We start from the raw sequence: 17,123 nt of genomic DNA, 5'->3' as shown, positions 1-17,123 counted from the left end.
GTCAGATGCCGGCGTACCAGTCGTAGCCGGCCTTGTCCTCCCAATAGCCGCCCTTGCCGCCATGGATGCCGTCGAGGCTGGCAACCGCCTCGATCCGCTGGACATATTTGGCGTGCTTGTAGCCGAGCTGGCGCTCGCAGCGCAGCCGCACGGGCGCGCCATTGCGGACGGTCAGCGGCGCGTCGTTGAGCGCCCAGGCGAGGATGGTCTGCGGGTGAAGCGCCTCGATCAGGTCGAGCGATTCGTAATAGGGCCGCACGCCGAAGCGGTCGGCGCAGTGGAAGACGATGTAGCGCGCGCGATCGCTCATGCCGGCGGCGTCGAGCAGCAGCTTGAGCGGTGGACCATGCCACTTGCCGATCGCGCTCCAGCCCTCGACGCAGTCGTGGCGGGTGATCTGGGTGCGGGCGGGCATGCGGCGCAGCTCGGCCATCGACAGGCTGAGCGGGCGGGCGACCAGCCCGTCGACCGCGATGCGCCAGCCGGCGAAGCTCGCGGCGGCGTGGGCCCGATATTCGGGGGTATCGGGGTTCTGGGTGCCGTTGCCGCGGAAGATCGGGGAGATCTGGTCCGGCCGGAACTCGCGCGCCAGCGCGGTGCGGCCGGCGAGGCTGCGCTGGAGCCAGCGGTGTATGTTCTCGGCCGAGAACAGGATGTCGCGCGCGGCCGGGTTGCGGCCGACCGCGTCGCAACCGGCAAGGGTGGTCGCGGCGAGGCTACCGATCAGCGCGCGGCGGGTGACGATCATTCTTCCGGTACCTTCCATCTGCCGGTGATCATCGAACGCAGCTCATTGCCGACGCCGGCGAGGATGACCAGGGTCAGGTGGACGACGGTGAACAGCGCGATCAGCCCCGCCGCGATGAAATGGATCGACCGCGCCGACTGGCGGCCGCCGAACAGGTCGATCAGCCACGGCCACGCCGCGTTCATCCCCGGCGACATGGCGAGTCCGGTCAAGATCATCAGCGGGATGAGGACGAAGATGGTGGCGACATAGCTCGCCTTCTGGAGGGTGTTGTAGCGGCCGGGATCGTCGGGGTCGTGGAAGCGGAAGGCGAGATGGTCCTTCAGGTCCTCCCACAAGTGACGCGGCGCCAGCTCGCGCCGGCGGAAGGTCAAGTCGCGCTGGAAATGGCGGTTCAGCAGGCTCACGATCATGAAAGCGAGCAGGCCGAAGGCGAACACCAGCGCGAAGAACAGGTGCCAGCGCCGCCCCAGCGCGAGATTGTAGGTCGACGGGATCGTCAGCCAGCCGGGCCAGCGCGGCAGGCTGAGCCACGGATGGTCGAAGTTCGCGCCATACTGCCCCCAATAGAGATGCGGATGCGCGTTGAAGATCATCAGCCCGGAGCCGAGCAGGACGAAGATGCAGACGGCATTGGTCCAATGCCACAGCCGCGTCGAGAGGGCGTGGCGGCGGATCACCTGCGGCGGCGGAGAGACGGGGGGCTCATCCATGCCGCGCGATCCTACCAATAGGCGCGGTGGAAGAATACCGCGGTGGTGACGCCGGTGACGAGCAGGGTCCAGATGCGCACCGCGAGCGGCGACAGGCGCTTGCCGATGCCGGCGCCGATCCAGCCGCCGACGATGCCGCCGATCAGCATTGGCAGGCACGCCCACCACACCACCATCGCGAACAGGATGAACACGATCGCCGCCGCACCGTTGGCGATGGCGAGCATGAGCGTGCGCGGCGCGAACATCTGGCGCGGCGTGGTGTGCGCGAGCAGGCCGTAGACCGCGGTGGTGACGAGCCCCACCCCGCCGCCGAAATAGCCGCCGTAGATGCCGAGGAAGACCTGGCACACCACCAGCGTCGGCGCGCCGATCGTCACCCGCGCATGCAGCCATGCGGCGGCACTCCTGCCGAACAGCATCACCGCAAAGGCGAACAGCAGCAGCCACGGCACGATGACGTCGAACGCGCGCGCCGGGGTCAGCACCAGCAGCAGGCTGCCGATGATGCCGCTGACGAAGGTGATGCCGGCGAGCACGCGCCAGTCGACCTTGCCGAGCGGCCCGAGCTCGTCGCGGAACGCCCAGGCACTCGTCGCCGCCCCCGGCAGCAGCGCGACGTTGGACGTGGCGTTGGCGATGTTGGCGGGCAACCCGATCGCGATCAGCGCGGGCAGCGTCGCGAAGGTGCCGCCGCCGGCCAGCGCGTTCATCGTGCCGCCGATCAGGCCGGCCCCGGCGGCGAGGGCGAGGGAGGATAGGTCGACCATCAACACGTCACTCCGGCGAAAGCCGGAGTCTCATGCGTCAGGCGGTGTGCTTGCGGCCGGAGATCCCGGCTTTCGCCGGGATGACGGAGGGCGCTCAACCCAGCGCCGCCTGCTTCTCTTCCGCCAGCCGGTCGAGCTCGGCGCGGCTCTTCCGCTCGGAAGCGGTCTTGAGCTGGCCGCAGGCGGCGTCGATGTCGCGGCCGCGCGGGGTGCGCACCGGGGCGGAGATGCCCGCCTCGAACACGATGTTCGAGAAGGCCTTGATCCGCTCCGGCGTCGAGCATTCGTACGGCGCGCCGGGCCACGGGTTGAACGGGATCAGGTTGACCTTGGCCGGCAGCTTGTACGCCTTGATCAGCCGCACGAGCTCGCGCGCGTCCTCGTCGCTGTCGTTCCTGTCCCTGAGCATGACATACTCGAAGGTGATCCGCCGCGCGTTGTTGGCGCCGGGATAGTCGGCGCAGGCCTGGAGCAGCTCCTCGATCCCGTATTTGCGGTTCAGCGGCACGATCTCGTCGCGGATCTCCTTGGTCACCGCGTGCAGCGACACCGCCAGGTTGACGCCGATCTCCTCGCCCGCGCGCGCCATCATCGGCACCACGCCCGAGGTCGACAGGGTGATGCGCCGCTTCGACAGCGCCAACCCGTCGCCGTCCATGACCAGCCTCAGCGCGTCGCGGACGTTGTCGAAATTGTAGAGCGGCTCGCCCATGCCCATCATCACGATGTTGGTGAGCATCCGGCCCTCCGGCTGGCTCGGCCATTCGCCGAGCGCGTCGCGGGCGAGCATCACCTGGCCGACGATCTCGGCCGGCGTCAGGTTGCGCACCAGCCGCATCGTGCCGGTGTGGCAGAAGCGGCAGTTGAGCGTGCACCCCACCTGGCTCGACACGCACAGCGTGCCGCGATCGGCGTCGGGGATGAAGACGCTCTCATATTCCTGCCCGTCGTCGGAGCGCAGCAGCCACTTGCGCGTGCCATCGGACGAGACCTGCGCGGTCACCACCTCCGGCCGGCTGATCACGAAGCGCTGCGCTAGCCACGGACGGAGCTGCTTCGAGATGTCGGTCATCAGCTCGAAATCGGTGACGCCGCGGTTGTAGATCCAGTGCCACAGCTGCTTGGCGCGCAGCTTCGCCTGCTTGGGCTCGAGCTGTGCGGTCTCCAGCGCCATGCGCAGGTCGTCGCGCGACAGGCCGAGCAGGTCGATGCGGCCGTCCGCGCGCGGCTTGAAGGCACGCTCGACGGGCACGGGATCGATGTGCCCGGGAATGGGCATGGGAGCGGCCGATGCTGCTGGCATGGGCGCCCATGTAGCGGAAGCGGCGGCGATTTTCTAGGGGCGGCCGAACGGCGGCCGCGCGGGACCCGGCCTCATCTGCGGCCGAGCAGCAGCCGGGCCTGCGTTCCCCATCCGCCGATGAAGACGTCGTCGATGCCGTCGCGGTTTACGTCGCCCACGTCCATGCTCCACGCGCGCCCCTTGGTCGTGGCCGGCATCGCCGTGGCGGTCACGTCGCGGAACCGGCCCGCGCCGTCGTTGCGATAGGCGCGGACCTGCATCGGCTCGAAGCCGGGGACGTCGATCGCGCCGACCAGCAGGTCGGGGTGGCCGTCGTGATCGAAGTCGACCACCTCGCCACCCCAGCTCGAAAAGCGGTTGGGCGGCAGCCGGTCCGCCGTCTCGTCGGCGAAGCGCCGCCCGTCGTTGACGAGCAGCCGGGCCTGCGGGTCCTTGTCCCATTTGCCGGCATTGCTGGTGAGATTGAGCAGCAGGATGTCGAGGCGGCCGTCGCCGTTCGCGTCGAAGACGTGCGCCTCGCGCGTCTCCATCGGGACCTTGAGGTCCAGCCGGCGGGATGCGTCGGCGAACCGGCCCTGGCCGTCGTTGAGCAGCAGCCGGCTCGGCGGGCGCTCGTTGGCGACGAGCATGTCGAGGTCGCCGTCGCCATCGATGTCGATCAGCGCGACGTCCTGCGTGTCGTCGCGAACGGCGGGGAGGTGGGTGGCGGTCGCATCGACGAAATGTCCGGGCCGCGCCTTGTCGTTAAGCCAGAGCAGCTCCTGGCCGTCACCCTTGGCGGCGCCGGACGAGCCTATGACGATGTCGGGAAGGCCGTCGCGGTCCACGTCGCCCACGGCGAGGCCGTTTCCCTCGCTGCGGCCGGGCAGCCGGTCGCTTGCGTCGGTGAAGCGGCCGCCGGGACTGCCGAGGAACAGCTGGTGCGTCTTGTCGTCCTCCGCGACGAAGACGAGGTCGGGCCAACCATCGCCATTGAAGTCCGCTGTCCGCACATGCTCGGTGTCGTGCGCTTTGGTGCCGAACACCCCCTGCCGCCATGCGAAGCGGCCCGTGCCGTCGTTGATGTAGAGCCGGTTCACGTCGCCTTCGACCGCCAGCGCGAGGTCGAGATCGCCGTCGCGGTCGACATCGACGAACACGCCGTCGAGGGCATGCAGCTGCGCCGCTGCCGGAAGGGCGGTCGCGGTCGCGTCGATGAACATGGATTGGTCCGGGCCCGGATCCTGCGCGGCTGGCGTGGCGGCGAGCGCGGTCAGTGCAATGAGATGACGGAGCATGATCCTGTCTCCCGACCTGGGCTAGGCGCGTCTTGGATGCGGTCCGCTGCCGCAGCATCTCGAACGACGGCGGGGCATCATAGGTCCGCTTCCGGAAGTTCCTACCCCCGACAGCCCAGAGCCTGCAGCGTCATTGCCAGCGCCTCGGCCAGCGGCGTGTGCGGCTCTTCGCCGATCGTCTCGACGAGGCTGGCATTGTCGAGGCGGACCGGATGGCGCCAATAAGGCTTCATCTCGACCATCTCGCGCATCGTCGGGTTGAACAGGCCGATCAGCGGCATCGGCGCCCATGGCATCCGCCAGACCCTCGCATGCGGCTGGCCTCCGGCATCGGCGACCGCACGCGCGAACTGCGTTCCGTCGGCGTCCCAATAGCCGGCGAAATGATGGCGCGCGAAACCGGGCAGCTCGGCCTCGCGATCGAGCAGCCGCGCGAACGCCTCGCCGACATCGGGCAGATAGGCCCAGGCATGGCCGACTCCCGGCGCGCCCGGCGTCATCACCGACCGCACCGGCTTGCCCGGCGTCACCATCCCTTGGGAAAGCCAGCTGTTGCCCGGCCGCGGCCCGAAGAAGTCGCCGGCGCGTAGCACCAGCGCGCGCAGGCCGGGCGTCTCGGCGAGCCGGCGTTCCATCTCGACGCGGATCGCGCCCTTGCGGCTCGCCGGCGCCTGCGGCGAATCCGGCCGCGCCACCGGGGTAGCGGCGGGATCATAATTGTAGATCGTGCCGGGCAGCGCCAGCCGCGCGCCCGCCGCCAGCGCCGCGGCGATGCTGTTGTCGAGCATGGGCAGCACCAGAGCGTCCCAATCGCGATAGCCCGGCGGGTTGACCGCATGGACGATCGCGTCCGCGCCATCGGCGGCGCGCATCACCGCTTCGCGGTCCATCGCGTCGCCCACCACCCATGCGATCCCGTCGCCGGTGCGCGGCGTGCGGCTCAGCCCTTTCACGCGCCACCCGTGCGCTGCCAGCGCGCGGGCGGTCTCGCCGCCGATCCCGCCGGTCGCCCCCAGCACCAGAGCCGTCCTCGTCATCGTCGCCTCCATCCATGTGACGGCGGCGATATGAGGCACTCGGCACCTACATAAAATTGCCAAGGATAAACAGTCGGCCTATCAAAATTTGATGGACTGGGATCATTGCCGCGCTTTCCTCGCCGTGCTGCGCGAGGGCAGCCTGTCGGGTGCCGCGCGCGCGCTCGATCTCGCTCAGCCGACGGTGCGGCGGCGGATCGAGGAGCTGGAGGCGACGTTCGGCGTCGCCCTGTTCACCCGCACGCCCGCCGGGCTCAGCCCGACCGAGACCGCGCTGGCGCTCGGCGGCCATGCCGAGGCGATGGCACTCTCCGCCGAGGCGATGGTGCGCGTCGCCTCGGCCGAGGCGGGCGAGGTGGCCGGCGTGGTCCGCGTCTCGGCGAGCGAGGTGATCGCGGTCGAGGTGCTGCCGCCGATCCTGGCTGAGCTGCGCGCGGCGCACCCGCGGCTGGCGATCGCGCTGTCGCCGAGCAACCGCAACGAGGACGTGCTCCGGCGCGAGGCCGATGTCGCGGTACGGATGGTCCGCCCGGTGCAGGAGGCGCTGGTGGCGAAGCGGATCGGCGCGATCCCGCTCGGGCTGCACGCGCATCGCAATTATCTCGCGCGGGTCGGCGCACCGGCGACGATCGACGAGGCGCGCCGGTGCGGCCTGATCGGGCCCGAGCATGACAATGCCGTGCTGAAGGCGGTGCAGGCCGAGGGATTGCCGGTGGGGACCGAGGACTTCATGTTCCGGTCCGACAGCGACCTCGCGCAGCTCGCCGCGATCCGCGCCGGCGTGGGAATCGGCGTCTGCCAGGTCCCGCTCGCCGCGCGCGATCCTGCGCTCGTGCGCCTGTTCGCGGCCGAGTTCACCTACGATCTCGAGACCTGGGTGGTGACGCACGAAGATTTGCGCGGCGTCGCGCGCATCCGGGCGGTGTTCGACGCGCTGGTGGCCGGCCTCGGCGCCTATCTCGCCGGAGCGCAGCCTACCGCAGCGGCGTCAATCGCGGTGGCGGCGCCCTTCAAGGGGTAGACGTCGGCGAAGGGGGCGCCGCGGGCGCTCACCGTCTCGACGCTCATGCTGCGCCCGGCGCGGATGGCGGCGACGATCGCGGCGTCGGTGCGCGCGTCGGGTGCCCAGGCATCCTGGTCGCCGGCGATCAGCTCGAAACGGCGTTCCCCGATCGACAGCGTGACCTTGGCGCTCGGCGCGCGCGGGCGGCTGAGGCGGATGTTGAGCTGGTTGCGCGCGCCGTCGCCCGGCCAGGTGGCGATGCTGGCGAAGGGGCGCGCATCGGAGCGGGCGACCGGCTCGGCGATGGCGTAGCAGCGCGCGGGCGCGGCGTCGCGGAACGCGCCCCAGCGTGCGAACACGCCGAGCGGCGTCCGCCCGCTCGCCGCCGCCTGCAGCGCCAGCGCGAGCATCAGGCTCACGTCGGCGTCCCGCCCTCGCCGCTGCCCCAGTGGACGATCGTCTCGACGCCATGCTCGATCATCGCGATCGATCCCTGCGGCAGGCTCGGCGCCACCGGCGCGTCGAATTGGGGGAGCACGTCGGCACCGGTCATCACCCCGCGCAGCACGCGGCTCGACATGCCGTGCATGATGACGAGCCGGTCATCGGGATCGTCGTCGGTATCGTCGAGCCAGCCGGAGACGCGCGTCGCGATAGCGTCGTACCATTCGCCGCCGGGCGGTGGGCGCGTGTAGAGGCCGTGCGACAGGTCGACGAAACCGTCGCCGATCTCCGCCGCGATGTCGCGGTAGTAGCGCCCGCTCCACTCGCCCATGCCGATCTCGACTAGCCGGTCGTCGTGGCGAGCCTGGTGCCAGTCGAGCTCGAGATGCTCGGCGATCACCGCCAGCGTCTGCAGCGCGCGACCGGCGCTCGACGACCACATGGTAAGTTTGGGCTTGGGTCCCAGGATGCGCCGTAGCGCCTCCCCCATCGCATCGGCCTGGGCGAAACCGGCGCGGGTGAGGGGTGTGTGCGGCTGGCTTCCCTGCATCCGCCGCGCAGCGTTGAACACCGTTTCCCCATGCCGCGCGATGAAGTCGCGCCCCTTGCGTTCGGTCCGTCCCGCCATGCTTCTGCCAAGCCCGATCTGTGGCCGAAATGCAACGCTTTTCGCTGTTTATCTGAGGTTCATGCAACTTGGTGTGCGGCGCACCATTTAGCCGGTCCCGCCACCCACTGGCGGGAGTTTGAATGGAGTTACCAATGCGTAAGATTGCCCTTGCCGCCCTGTTGGCGGCCACTGTCGCAACCCCCGCCTTCGCCCAGGACCAGGCGCCGTTCAGCGGCCCGCGCGTCGAGGGCGTGGCCGGCTGGGATCACTTCAAGGGTGACGGCGGGCAGGGTGCCAGCAAGGACGGCGTCGTCTACGGCGGCGCGGTCGGCTATGATTTCCAGGCGGGCCAGGCCGTGTTCGGCGCCGAGGCCGAGCTGACCGGTTCCAGCGCCGACACGCGCGCCAACGACGTGCTCGCTGCGGGCGATCGCCTGCGCGTCGACACCGGCCGCGACATCTACGTCGGTGGCCGCATCGGTTACGCCGTCTCGCCGCGGGCGCTGCTCTACGCAAAGGCCGGCTACACCAACCAGCGCATCGACGCGCGCTACGACACTGCCACCACCAGTGTCAGCGATCACGCCAACCTCGACGGCTACCGCCTCGGCGCCGGCATCGAGTACAAGATCACGCCGACCGCCTACATCAAGGGCGAGTATCGCTACTCGAACTACAGTAAGCTGGACGACTATGACGTCGATCTCGACCGTCATCAGCTGCTGGCGGGCGTCGGCGTCCGCTTCTGATCGGGCGCTTCTGACGTCAAGCTGCCGCATTGCGGCAAACAAGAGGGCCGGGGCGCTTGCTCCGGCCCTTTTTCGCGCTAGAGATAGTTCGGCAAAGTTGCCGCCGGCCGCATCCGGGGGCGTCCGGGGGTTTGAGATGAAGGCGACGATCGAACGCGCAACCCTGCTCAAGGGGCTGAGCCATGTCCAATCGGTGGTCGAGCGCAGGAACACGATACCGATCCTGTCCAATGTGCTGATCGAGGCATCGGGGGACGGCGCGATCCGGCTGATGGCGACCGACCTCGACCTGCAGATCGACGAGACGGTCGCGGCCGCGGTCGACCAGGCGGGGGCGACCACCGTCTCCGCCCACACGTTGTTCGACATCGCGCGCAAGCTGCCCGAAGGCAGCCAGGTGGAGCTGAGCGCCGCGGAAGGCCGTCTGGCGATTCGCGCGGGCCGCTACAATTCCTCGCTGCCGACGCTTCCGCGGGACGACTTCCCGGTGATCGCCGAGGGCGAGCTGCCGACCCAGTTCGAGCTGCCGGCGGAGACGCTCAAGCAGATCATCGACAAGACGCGCTTCGCGATCTCGACCGAGGAGACGCGCTACTATCTCAACGGGATCTTTCTCCACATCGCCGACGATTCGCTGAAGGCCGCCGCGACCGACGGCCACCGCCTCGCCCGGGTGACGGTGGCGAAGCCGGACGGTGCCGACGGGATGCCCGACGTGATCGTGCCGCGGAAAGCGGTGGGCGAGCTCAGGAAGTTGCTCGACGAGGTCGACGGATCGGTCGGCGTGTCGCTGTCGGGATCGAAGATCCGCTTCGACCTCGGCCAGGCGATCCTCACCTCCAAGCTGATCGACGGCACCTTCCCCGATTATTCGCGGGTGATCCCGACCGGCAACGACAAGCTGTTGAAGCTCGACCCGCGCAGCTTCGAGGAAGGCGTCGACCGCGTCGCCACCATCGCCAGCGAGAAGACCCGCGCGGTCAAGATGGCGGTCGACCGCGACAAGATCACCCTGTCGGTGACCTCGCCCGAGAATGGCGCGGCGGCGGAGGAAGTGCCGGGCGAATATGCCGCGATGCCGTTCGAGATCGGCTTCAACAGCCGCTACCTGCTCGACATCCTCGCGCAGATCGAGGGCGATTCGGTCGAGGTCCACCTCGCCGACGCCGCCGCCCCGACGCTGATCCGCGAGAACGACAAGGCGCCGGCGCTCTACGTGCTGATGCCGATGCGGGTTTGACGGGTCTCGCTCGAAGCAGGGCTTCGGGCGGGGTGGTCACGATCCTGCGCGGCTCGATCCAGCTTGCGATCGTCGCGCTCCTCGCTGCAGCGACGGTGTTCGTCGTGGACTGGACCGGCATCCGCTCGGCTTGGCTTCTGCTCTGGATCATCGGCATGCCCGCCGTCACGGCGAAACTGTTCGATCGCGAAGGTGAATGGCCATTGACCGCGCTCTGGCTCGTCATCTGCGCCGTGGTGGTCATGTCCCTGGACGCAGCGAGCTTCGGCTTGCTCTATTGAGCGCAGGCTCGGTTGGAACTTGATTTCCGCCTCGCCGTTGGTTACTGACACAATTGTCAGTAAGGATTCGCACCCATGGCAACGCAAGCGATCGATACCCTGCCGCGCACCAAAGTGGAAGCCGCGCCGGCTCCCGTGATCAACGCCGGCCTGCCGATGAAGCGCGACTGGCGGGCAGCCTTCACCGCGCTTCGCAAGCTGATGGCGAACGGCGACGACACCGTGCAGGTGTTCCGCATCATGCGCGCGCTCAACGCCGACACCAGCCACAAGAATTATCGCCGGCTGCTGACCAGCGTGGAGGGCGGCCGCATCGCCTATCGTCGGGTCAACCTCGCCGAGCGTTTCAGCGACCGCGCCTGGCTCGATTCGCTGCCTGAAGGATCGGTCGGCGCGCATTACCGCGCCTTCCTCGACCGGACCGGCTTCTCGGCGATGGGCCTCGCCGACATCAGCTATCAGGACGGGACTGGCTGGGAACAGGCCGAGCACCCGCACGTCTGGTTCGGCCAGCGCGAGCGCGACATCCACGACATCTGGCACATCCTGACCGGCTATACCGCCGAGGAGCATCTCGGCGAGCTGTGCCTGGTCGCCTTCTCCTATGCCCAGACCAAGGGGCTCGGCTGGGGCGCGATCGCGCTTGCCGGTGCGCTCAAGAGCATCCGCGTGACCAAGAGCCTCAAGGTCGTGCGCGCGGTGATCGAAGGCTATCGTCACGGCAAGCAGGCCAAGTGGCTGAACGCCGAGGATTACGAGATCCTGCTCGCCGAGCCGCTCGAGGCGGCGCGGCGGCGGCTCAACATCCTGCCGGCGATCAAATATCACGAGGCGCAGATTCACCTCGACCAGATGGGCGTGCAGGCGATCTGATCTTCCCAGACTCCATCCAGTTCGGATTGAAGCCTATCGGTGCTCCTGCGAAGACAGGAGCTCCGGCCGCAGGCGATGTCAGGTGATCCAGGGCTCCTGCTTTCGCAGGAGCACGATTCCACTTCCTTCGAACAGGCTTTAAGCGATAGCGCGATGCTGTCGCGCCTCGTCCTCACCGATTTCCGCAACCATGCGGCCGCGACGCTGGCGCCGGGGCCGGGCTTCGTCGTGCTCACCGGCGACAATGGCGCGGGCAAGACCAACGTGCTGGAGGCGGTGTCGCTGCTCGCGCCCGGGCGAGGGCTCCGACGCGCGCCCTTGTCGGAGATGGCGCGGCAGGGCGGCGCGGGTGGGTTCGGGGTCGCGGCGACGCTCGCGGGCGGAATCGAGATCGGCACCGGTACCCAGCCGTCCGCCCCTGAGCGCCGGATCGTGCGGATCAACGGTGCGCCCGCCGCGGCGACGGCGCTGGCGGAATGGGTATCGGTGCTGTGGCTGACCCCGGCGATGGACCGGCTGTTCGTCGAGCCCGCGTCGGAGCGGCGCCGTTTCCTCGACCGGCTCACGCTGGCGCTGGCGCCGGCCCATGCCCATCACGCTGCCCGCTATGATGCGGCGATGCGCGCGCGCAACCGGCTATTGGCGGAGGAGGCGCCGGCCGATCCCGACTGGCTCGCCGCGCTGGAGGCGGCAATGGCCGAGCATGGCGCCGCGATCGATGCGGCGCGGCGCACCACCGTTCTGCGGCTGAACGAGCGCCTCGCCGAAGCGCCCGGCGGGTTCGCCCGTGCGGGGCTGGCGATCGAGGGAGAGGCCGCGGACGATCTCGCCGCGGCGCTGAGGGAAAGCCGCCGCCGCGATGCCGCCGCCGGCCGGACGCTGGTGGGCCCGCATCGCCAGGACCTGGCGGTGACGCATCTCGACAAGCCTGCCCCGAGCGGAGTCGAGGGGGGGCAGCCGGCTGCACTCTGCTCGACCGGCGAGCAGAAGGCACTGTTGTTCGGCATCGTCCTCGCCCATGCCGGCCTCGTCGCCGAAGCGACTGCCCGTCCGCCGGTGCTGCTGCTCGACGAGGTCGCCGCGCACCTCGACCCCGGCCGCCGCGCTGCGCTGTTCGCCGCGCTCGCCGGCATCGGGCAGGTGTGGATGACCGGCACCGAGGCCGGCCTGTTCGACGAGGTGCCTGAGCCGGCTACCCGATATCGCGTCGTCGACGGCGTTATCGAAGGCTAAGGCGGATCGACCTTTTGAGGTTGCGGGTCTTCCGTAGCCCGGTTCCCAGCCGTCACCCCGGACTTGTTCCGGGGGCCACCGGAAGGCAGGAACCGGACAAGAGGCTTGAGCGCCGTCCGCGAGGCTTAGTGGACCCCGGAACAAGTCCGGGGTGACGCCGAGGCGGGAGGTGTCAGCTCTCCTCAATTGTCGATCGACCCTAACCGCCGCTTAACCATTCCCGTTCTATCTCCAACGAGAATGTGCGCGGCATCGTGAGTGCGCCGCGCTGACGCTGGAGACCGAGTTGACCAAGGATCTGCCGCCGCCCGGAAGCCTGAGCGCCAGGATCGACCTGCCGACGCGGCTGCGCGTGTTCGGCGTCGACGATGCGTTCGTCGAGTCGGCACGGGCGGTCTGGGACATGATCGAGCCCGAAGCGCACGGCATCGCGGCCGCTTATTGGGAACAATGGGTGGCGAGCTTCGCCGACCAGCGCGATTGGGCGCCGCACGAGACGCAGAAGATGATCGAGCTCGGCGTCACCTTCCTCCGCAATCGCTTCCTCGACACACGCGGCCGCGCCTGGGTCGATTCGATCGAACGCTCGGTCGCCTCGGCCTATGCCGCCGACATCGAGCCGATGGCGCTGCATTCGATGATCTGCGCGAGCGACCGCGTCGCGCTCGAGGCGCTGCTGCGCCGGGTCGAGCCGACCGATCCGCGGCTGCCGGCGATGATCGACGTCATCATCCGTCTCTCCAGCCTGGAAGGCGAGATCACCGAATCGATCTACGGCCTGTTCAGCGCGCATGGGCAGAGAGTCGCCCGCGACCGGCTGGCGGCGGATTTCCGCAGCAGCATCGCCTCCACCGTCGAGAGCGCGTCGACACGCGGCGTCGCCTTGCGCGACCAGGCGAGCGGGACATCGCTCGCCGCGCGGGGGATGCTGGGGAAGACGAGCGAGGTTGCGGCGGCGGCGGAGCAGTCGGCGCTGGCGATGCGGGAGGCGGCGCAGACGGCGGCCGGCTTGATCCGGGCGATCGAGGACGCGCGGATGGAGGTCGAGGCGGCGGCCGAGATCGCGACGCGGGCATCGGCGCAGGCGAGCCAGGCGGTGGAGATGAGCGGAACGCTGAGTGACCACGCCAAGTCGATCGAATCGATCCTGGGGCTGATCCGCGACATCGCGGGTCAGACGAACCTGCTGGCGCTGAATGCGACGATCGAGGCGGCGCGGGCCGGCGACGCGGGTCGCGGCTTCGCGGTGGTGGCGCAGGAGGTGAAGAGCCTGGCCAACCAGACGGCGCGGGCGACGGACGACATTGCCGCCAAGATCGCGGCGATCCAGTCGGCGACGCGCTCGACGGTGGAGACCAATGCGTCGATCCGGATGACGGTGGACGAGGTGCAGACCTCGGCGGAGCGCATCCGCGGAGCGATGGAGGCGCAGGCGACGACGGTGACGGCGATCACCGCGGCGGTGGACGAGACCGCGCTCGCGGCCGATTCGATGTCCGCCACCATCGCCGCCATCCGTGCCGATACCGAAGCCGTCGCCTCCGAGATCGATCGGGTGGGCGAGGGCTTCGCCGCGCTCGACGGGCAATTGGGTGCACTCAAGACCAACGCCAGCGACTTCGTCACGAAAGTCGCGGCCTGATGGGAGAGATGACTTATGGCGGAGCGGCTTCGCGCTGACCTCGGCCGCTGGAGCGGCGGCGAGCGCAGCCTCGCCGAGCGCGTCGGCGACTATGACTGGGACGGCGCCATCGCGCCGGCCTGCGCGGAAATCGTCGCGCTGGCGGGCGATCAGTTCGAGGCGGTCGCGCACGCCTTCTGGGATCATTATCTCTCGCTCGCGGCGACCGCATCGATCCGCGACCGCTACACGCCCGAGGCGCTGGCCGAGCAGGTCGCGCTCAGCGCCCATTACACCCAGGCCAAATACGGCCAGCCCTTCGCCGAGGAATGGCGCGTGCTCGCCGAGAAGCACGCCGCCCAGTCACATCGCGCCGGCGTGCCGCTGCCGGCGCTGCTCGCCGCCCTGTCCTTCGCACACAGCCGGACGCTGGCCGCGGTCGAGGCGAGGGTCGAAGGCGATCCGGTGCGGCTGGCGCGGATCGCCGACGTGATCCAGCGGCTCGCCCTGATCGAGGCCGAGCTGCTCGCCTCGCATCTCGGCGAGCGCGATGCCCGTCAGGCCCACAAGGAGCGCAGGGCCCGCTCGCGCGAGTTCAAGGCGAGCATCGCCGAATCGATCGCCGGCACCAGCGCGCTCGGCAACGACATCCGCGTCCAGGCCGGCCAGACTGGCGCTTCGGCGCGCGGGATGCTGGGGAAGACGAGCGAGGTGGCGGCGGCGGCGGAGCAGTCGGCCTTGGCGATGCGGGAGGCGGCGCAGACGGCGGCCGGCTTGATCCGGGCGATCGAGGATGCGCGGATGGAGGTTGAGGCGGCGGCGGAGATCGCGACGCGGGCGGGAGCCCAGGCGAGCCAGGCGGTGGAGATGAGCGGGACGCTTTCCGACCATGCCAAGTCGATCGAATCGATCCTGGGTCTGATCCGCGACATCGCGGGGCAGACGAACCTCCTGGCGCTGAACGCGACGATCGAGGCGGCGCGGGCCGGCGATGCCGGACGCGGCTTCGCGGTGGTGGCGCAGGAGGTGAAGAGCCTGGCCAACCAGACGGCGCGGGCGACGGACGACATTGCCGCCAAGATCGCGGCGATCCAGTCGGCGACGCGCTCGACGGTGGAGACCAATGCGTCGATCCGGATGACGGTGGACGAGGTGCAGACCTCGGCGGAGCGCATCCGCGGAGCGATGGAGGCGCAGGCGACGACGGTGACGGCGATCACCGCGGCGGTGGACGAGACCGCGCTGGCGGCCGATTCGATGTCCGCCACCATCGCCGCCATCCGTGCCGACACCGAAGCCGTCGCCTCCGAGATCGATCGGCTCGGCCGCGAGTTCGGGGCGGTCGACGACCGGCTCGCCGCCCTCAAGCAGGCGGCCGACGACTTCTCGTCCTCGGCCGCCGCCTGACGCTTTCCAGCACGGCGCTGCCGCCGTATCGGAGGCGGCATGACCCATATCCTCCTCACCGGATCGAGCCGCGGCATCGGCGCGGCGATCGCCGCCGCGCTCGACCGGCCCGATGTGCGCTGCGTCGGACATGGCACCGCGAGCGGTTTCCGCGCCGACTTCGCCGACCCCGCCGCGCCGTTGGACTTGTGGACAAAGGCTCTCGACAGGCTGGACGGCCGCATCGACGTCCTCATCAACAATGCCGGCGTGTTCGAGGACAATCCCCTCGACCAAGTCCACGACGCCTGGACCGCGTCCTGGGAGAGGACAATGCGCATCAACCTCACCGCCGCCGCCGAACTCTGCCGCCTCGCGGTGCTCCACTGGCAGGAGAGGGGCACGGGCGGCCGCGTCGTCAACATCGCCAGCCGCGCCGCATATCGCGGCGATTCGCCGGCGCACTGGCACTATGCCGCGTCCAAGGCCGGCATGGTCGCGATGACCAAGACGATCGCGCGCGGCTACGCCCGCGAGGGCATCCTTGCCTTCGCGATCTGCCCGGGCTTCACCATGACCGGCATGGCGGACGATTACCTGGCAAGCCGCGGCGGCGACAAGCTGCTCGCCGACATCCCGCTGGGCCGGGTCGCAGAACCGGCCGAGGTGGCGGAGGCGGCGCGCTTCCTGGCGCTGGAGGCGCCGCCGTCGATGACCGGCGCGGTGATCGACATCAACGGCGCGAGTTACGTGCGATGACGAGCTGGAAGCTGACTCTCCCCTGCACCCGCGCCGAGGCGGAGGCGATCGAGATCGGCGATGCGCTCGCCGCGATCGAGCCGGTGCCAGTGCTGATGACCAGCGAGCGCGTGGTCGACGATCCGAACGCGTGGCAGCTCGATGCCTATTTCGAAGCGAAGCCCGGCAAGGCGGCGATCGCCAGCCTCCGCGCGCTGGTGCCGAGTGCGGGCGATGCCGAGCCGGTGGTCGAGAAGCTGGCGGAGGAGGACTGGGTGACGCTGAGCCAGGCCGGCATCGAGCCGGTCGCGACGCGGCGCTTCTATGTCCATACCGGCACCAACAAGGGCGAGGTGCCGATGGGCGCCAAGGCGTTCCGGATCGAGGCGGGGCTCGCCTTCGGCACCGGCACGCATGAGACCACCTCGGGCTGCCTGATGATGCTGGAGGCGATCAGGGCGCAGGGCGCGGTGGTGCGCAATCTGATCGATCTCGGCACTGGGACCGGCTTGCTGGCCTTCGCCGCGATGCATCTGTGGCCGCGCGCCTATGCCACCGCGACCGACATCGATCCGGTGGCGATCGACGTCACCGTCGAGAATGCGGGGGTGAATGGCGTGCCCCTCGGCCTGCATCCGGGCGAACTGGCGCTGACCGTGGCCGATGGCGCCGCCGACCCGTTGGTGCTGGCGCGCGCGCCCTACGATCTGGTGATCGCCAATATCCTGGCGGGGCCGCTGATCGCCATGTCGGCCGACTTCGCTGCGCTGACGGCGCCGGGCGGGCAGATCGTGCTGGCAGGGCTGCTCACCAGCCAAGCCGATGCGGTCGCGCGCGCCTATCGGCGGCATGGCTGTCGGATGGCGGGGCGGATCGAGCGAGGGGACTGGACGATCCTGCGTCTGCGCAAGCGGCGGCGCTGATATTGGTTCACGCAGAGGCGCGAAGAAGAAGGAAGAATTTGTTCACGCGGAGACGCGGAGGACGCGGAGAGTGCGTCGCCTGCCGCCATCTCAGCCGCGCCAGCAGCTTCATGCCTATCGCTTGCTACAGACTGAAAGGTCTCGCTGACGCGAGACGGGGCCACAGGCGAGACA

General features: G+C 69.4%; 18 protein-coding genes. 10 read left to right on the top strand and 8 right to left on the bottom strand.

Annotation, left to right across the window (positions count from 1 at the left end; all coding sequences use genetic code 11):
- Nucleotide 1: 1 nt before the first annotated feature.
- The 6 genes from LZK98_RS20020 to LZK98_RS19995 form a co-directional block, all read right to left on the bottom strand.
- Nucleotides 2–748, bottom strand: a complete 747-nt coding sequence (locus LZK98_RS20020) for a molybdopterin-dependent oxidoreductase (RefSeq protein ID WP_233784264.1) — start codon at nucleotides 746–748, stop codon at nucleotides 2–4.
- The gene (locus LZK98_RS20015) at nucleotides 745–1,461 is read right to left on the bottom strand and encodes a cytochrome b/b6 domain-containing protein (protein ID WP_233784263.1); all 717 of its coding nucleotides are present in this window, start codon (nucleotides 1,459–1,461) and stop codon (nucleotides 745–747) included. Before LZK98_RS20015 ends, LZK98_RS20020 begins: the two co-directional genes overlap by 4 nt.
- Before the next feature lie 11 nt (nucleotides 1,462–1,472).
- Complete coding sequence (locus tag LZK98_RS20010; RefSeq protein ID WP_233784262.1) at nucleotides 1,473–2,231, bottom strand: sulfite exporter TauE/SafE family protein; 759 nt, start codon at nucleotides 2,229–2,231, stop codon at nucleotides 1,473–1,475.
- A gap of 94 nt (nucleotides 2,232–2,325) precedes the next feature.
- Nucleotides 2,326–3,510, bottom strand: coding sequence for a 23S rRNA (adenine(2503)-C(2))-methyltransferase RlmN (gene rlmN / locus LZK98_RS20005; RefSeq protein WP_233784261.1), 1,185 nt, complete (start codon nucleotides 3,508–3,510; stop codon nucleotides 2,326–2,328).
- Between the two features lie 95 nt (nucleotides 3,511–3,605).
- Nucleotides 3,606–4,811 carry an FG-GAP repeat domain-containing protein gene (locus LZK98_RS20000; protein ID WP_233784260.1) on the bottom strand — a complete coding sequence of 402 codons (1,206 nt, stop codon included), beginning with the start codon at nucleotides 4,809–4,811 and terminating at the stop codon, nucleotides 3,606–3,608.
- A gap of 101 nt (nucleotides 4,812–4,912) precedes the next feature.
- Nucleotides 4,913–5,848 (bottom strand): NAD-dependent epimerase/dehydratase family protein, encoded by a 936-nt coding sequence (locus LZK98_RS19995; RefSeq protein WP_233784259.1) that lies wholly within the window; start codon nucleotides 5,846–5,848, stop codon nucleotides 4,913–4,915.
- Between the two features lie 91 nt (nucleotides 5,849–5,939).
- Here LZK98_RS19995 and LZK98_RS19990 point away from each other — a divergent pair, with 91 nt between their 5' ends.
- Nucleotides 5,940–6,869 carry a LysR family transcriptional regulator gene (locus LZK98_RS19990; protein ID WP_233784258.1) on the top strand — a complete coding sequence of 310 codons (930 nt, stop codon included), beginning with the start codon at nucleotides 5,940–5,942 and terminating at the stop codon, nucleotides 6,867–6,869.
- Here LZK98_RS19990 and LZK98_RS19985 read toward each other — a convergent pair.
- The gene (locus LZK98_RS19985; protein WP_233786653.1) at nucleotides 6,803–7,261 is read right to left on the bottom strand and encodes an invasion associated locus B family protein; all 459 of its coding nucleotides are present in this window, start codon (nucleotides 7,259–7,261) and stop codon (nucleotides 6,803–6,805) included. The two genes, LZK98_RS19990 and LZK98_RS19985, sit on opposite strands and share 67 nt — an antisense overlap.
- Before the next feature lie 5 nt (nucleotides 7,262–7,266).
- Nucleotides 7,267–7,923: a histidine phosphatase family protein gene (locus tag LZK98_RS19980; RefSeq protein WP_233784257.1), complete on the bottom strand. Its 657-nt coding sequence runs from the start codon at nucleotides 7,921–7,923 to the stop codon at nucleotides 7,267–7,269.
- 134 nt (nucleotides 7,924–8,057) lie between these two features.
- Here LZK98_RS19980 and LZK98_RS19975 point away from each other — a divergent pair, with 134 nt between their 5' ends.
- The 9 genes from LZK98_RS19975 (at nucleotide 8,058) to LZK98_RS19935 (ending at nucleotide 16,949) form a co-directional block, all read left to right on the top strand.
- Complete coding sequence (locus tag LZK98_RS19975; RefSeq protein WP_233784256.1) at nucleotides 8,058–8,654, top strand: outer membrane protein; 597 nt, start codon at nucleotides 8,058–8,060, stop codon at nucleotides 8,652–8,654.
- 136 nt (nucleotides 8,655–8,790) lie between these two features.
- Nucleotides 8,791–9,894 (top strand): DNA polymerase III subunit beta, encoded by a 1,104-nt coding sequence (gene dnaN, locus LZK98_RS19970; RefSeq protein WP_233784255.1) that lies wholly within the window; start codon nucleotides 8,791–8,793, stop codon nucleotides 9,892–9,894.
- A 32-nt stretch (nucleotides 9,895–9,926) separates the two neighbouring features.
- Complete coding sequence (locus tag LZK98_RS19965; RefSeq protein ID WP_233784254.1) at nucleotides 9,927–10,175, top strand: hypothetical protein; 249 nt, start codon at nucleotides 9,927–9,929, stop codon at nucleotides 10,173–10,175.
- Nucleotides 10,176–10,250: 75 nt separating this feature from the next.
- Entirely contained in the window at nucleotides 10,251–11,048 is a 798-nt protein-coding gene (locus LZK98_RS19960) for a ubiquinone biosynthesis protein COQ4 (protein ID WP_233784253.1), read from the top strand.
- A 153-nt stretch (nucleotides 11,049–11,201) separates the two neighbouring features.
- Nucleotides 11,202–12,281: a DNA replication/repair protein RecF gene (gene recF, locus LZK98_RS19955; RefSeq protein ID WP_233784252.1), complete on the top strand. Its 1,080-nt coding sequence runs from the start codon at nucleotides 11,202–11,204 to the stop codon at nucleotides 12,279–12,281.
- 286 nt (nucleotides 12,282–12,567) lie between these two features.
- Entirely contained in the window at nucleotides 12,568–13,923 is a 1,356-nt protein-coding gene (locus LZK98_RS19950; protein WP_406693577.1) for a methyl-accepting chemotaxis protein, read from the top strand.
- A gap of 15 nt (nucleotides 13,924–13,938) precedes the next feature.
- Entirely contained in the window at nucleotides 13,939–15,309 is a 1,371-nt protein-coding gene (locus tag LZK98_RS19945; RefSeq protein WP_233784251.1) for a methyl-accepting chemotaxis protein, read from the top strand.
- Between the two features lie 39 nt (nucleotides 15,310–15,348).
- A complete protein-coding gene (locus LZK98_RS19940) occupies nucleotides 15,349–16,047 on the top strand; it encodes an SDR family NAD(P)-dependent oxidoreductase (protein ID WP_233784250.1) in 699 nt (232 codons plus the stop codon).
- A complete protein-coding gene (locus LZK98_RS19935; RefSeq protein ID WP_233784249.1) occupies nucleotides 16,044–16,949 on the top strand; it encodes a 50S ribosomal protein L11 methyltransferase in 906 nt (301 codons plus the stop codon). The genes LZK98_RS19940 and LZK98_RS19935 overlap by 4 nt, the downstream gene beginning before the upstream one ends.
- Nucleotides 16,950–17,123: the final 174 nt, after the last annotated feature.

Origin of the sequence: Sphingomonas cannabina (genome assembly GCF_021391395.1) — a bacterium.
GTDB lineage: Bacteria > Pseudomonadota > Alphaproteobacteria > Sphingomonadales > Sphingomonadaceae > Sphingomonas > Sphingomonas cannabina.
Note: the sequence above shows the minus strand (reverse complement) of the source record. Positions and strands in the feature narration are given on the sequence as shown.

Coding starts and splice junctions, on each gene's coding strand:
- LZK98_RS20020 (WP_233784264.1), bottom strand. CDS start 748: ATGATCGTCACCCGCCGCGCGCTGATCGGTAGCCTCGCCGCGACCACC.
- LZK98_RS20015 (WP_233784263.1), bottom strand. CDS start 1,461: ATGGATGAGCCCCCCGTCTCTCCGCCGCCGCAGGTGATCCGCCGCCAC.
- LZK98_RS20010 (WP_233784262.1), bottom strand. CDS start 2,231: ATGGTCGACCTATCCTCCCTCGCCCTCGCCGCCGGGGCCGGCCTGATC.
- rlmN (WP_233784261.1), bottom strand. CDS start 3,510: ATGCCCATTCCCGGGCACATCGATCCCGTGCCCGTCGAGCGTGCCTTC.
- LZK98_RS20000 (WP_233784260.1), bottom strand. CDS start 4,811: ATGCTCCGTCATCTCATTGCACTGACCGCGCTCGCCGCCACGCCAGCC.
- LZK98_RS19995 (WP_233784259.1), bottom strand. CDS start 5,848: ATGACGAGGACGGCTCTGGTGCTGGGGGCGACCGGCGGGATCGGCGGC.
- LZK98_RS19990 (WP_233784258.1), top strand. CDS start 5,940: ATGGACTGGGATCATTGCCGCGCTTTCCTCGCCGTGCTGCGCGAGGGC.
- LZK98_RS19985 (WP_233786653.1), bottom strand. CDS start 7,261: ATGCTCGCGCTGGCGCTGCAGGCGGCGGCGAGCGGGCGGACGCCGCTC.
- LZK98_RS19980 (WP_233784257.1), bottom strand. CDS start 7,923: ATGGCGGGACGGACCGAACGCAAGGGGCGCGACTTCATCGCGCGGCAT.
- LZK98_RS19975 (WP_233784256.1), top strand. CDS start 8,058: ATGCGTAAGATTGCCCTTGCCGCCCTGTTGGCGGCCACTGTCGCAACC.
- dnaN (WP_233784255.1), top strand. CDS start 8,791: ATGAAGGCGACGATCGAACGCGCAACCCTGCTCAAGGGGCTGAGCCAT.
- LZK98_RS19960 (WP_233784253.1), top strand. CDS start 10,251: ATGGCAACGCAAGCGATCGATACCCTGCCGCGCACCAAAGTGGAAGCC.
- recF (WP_233784252.1), top strand. CDS start 11,202: ATGCTGTCGCGCCTCGTCCTCACCGATTTCCGCAACCATGCGGCCGCG.
- LZK98_RS19945 (WP_233784251.1), top strand. CDS start 13,939: ATGGCGGAGCGGCTTCGCGCTGACCTCGGCCGCTGGAGCGGCGGCGAG.
- LZK98_RS19940 (WP_233784250.1), top strand. CDS start 15,349: ATGACCCATATCCTCCTCACCGGATCGAGCCGCGGCATCGGCGCGGCG.
- LZK98_RS19935 (WP_233784249.1), top strand. CDS start 16,044: ATGACGAGCTGGAAGCTGACTCTCCCCTGCACCCGCGCCGAGGCGGAG.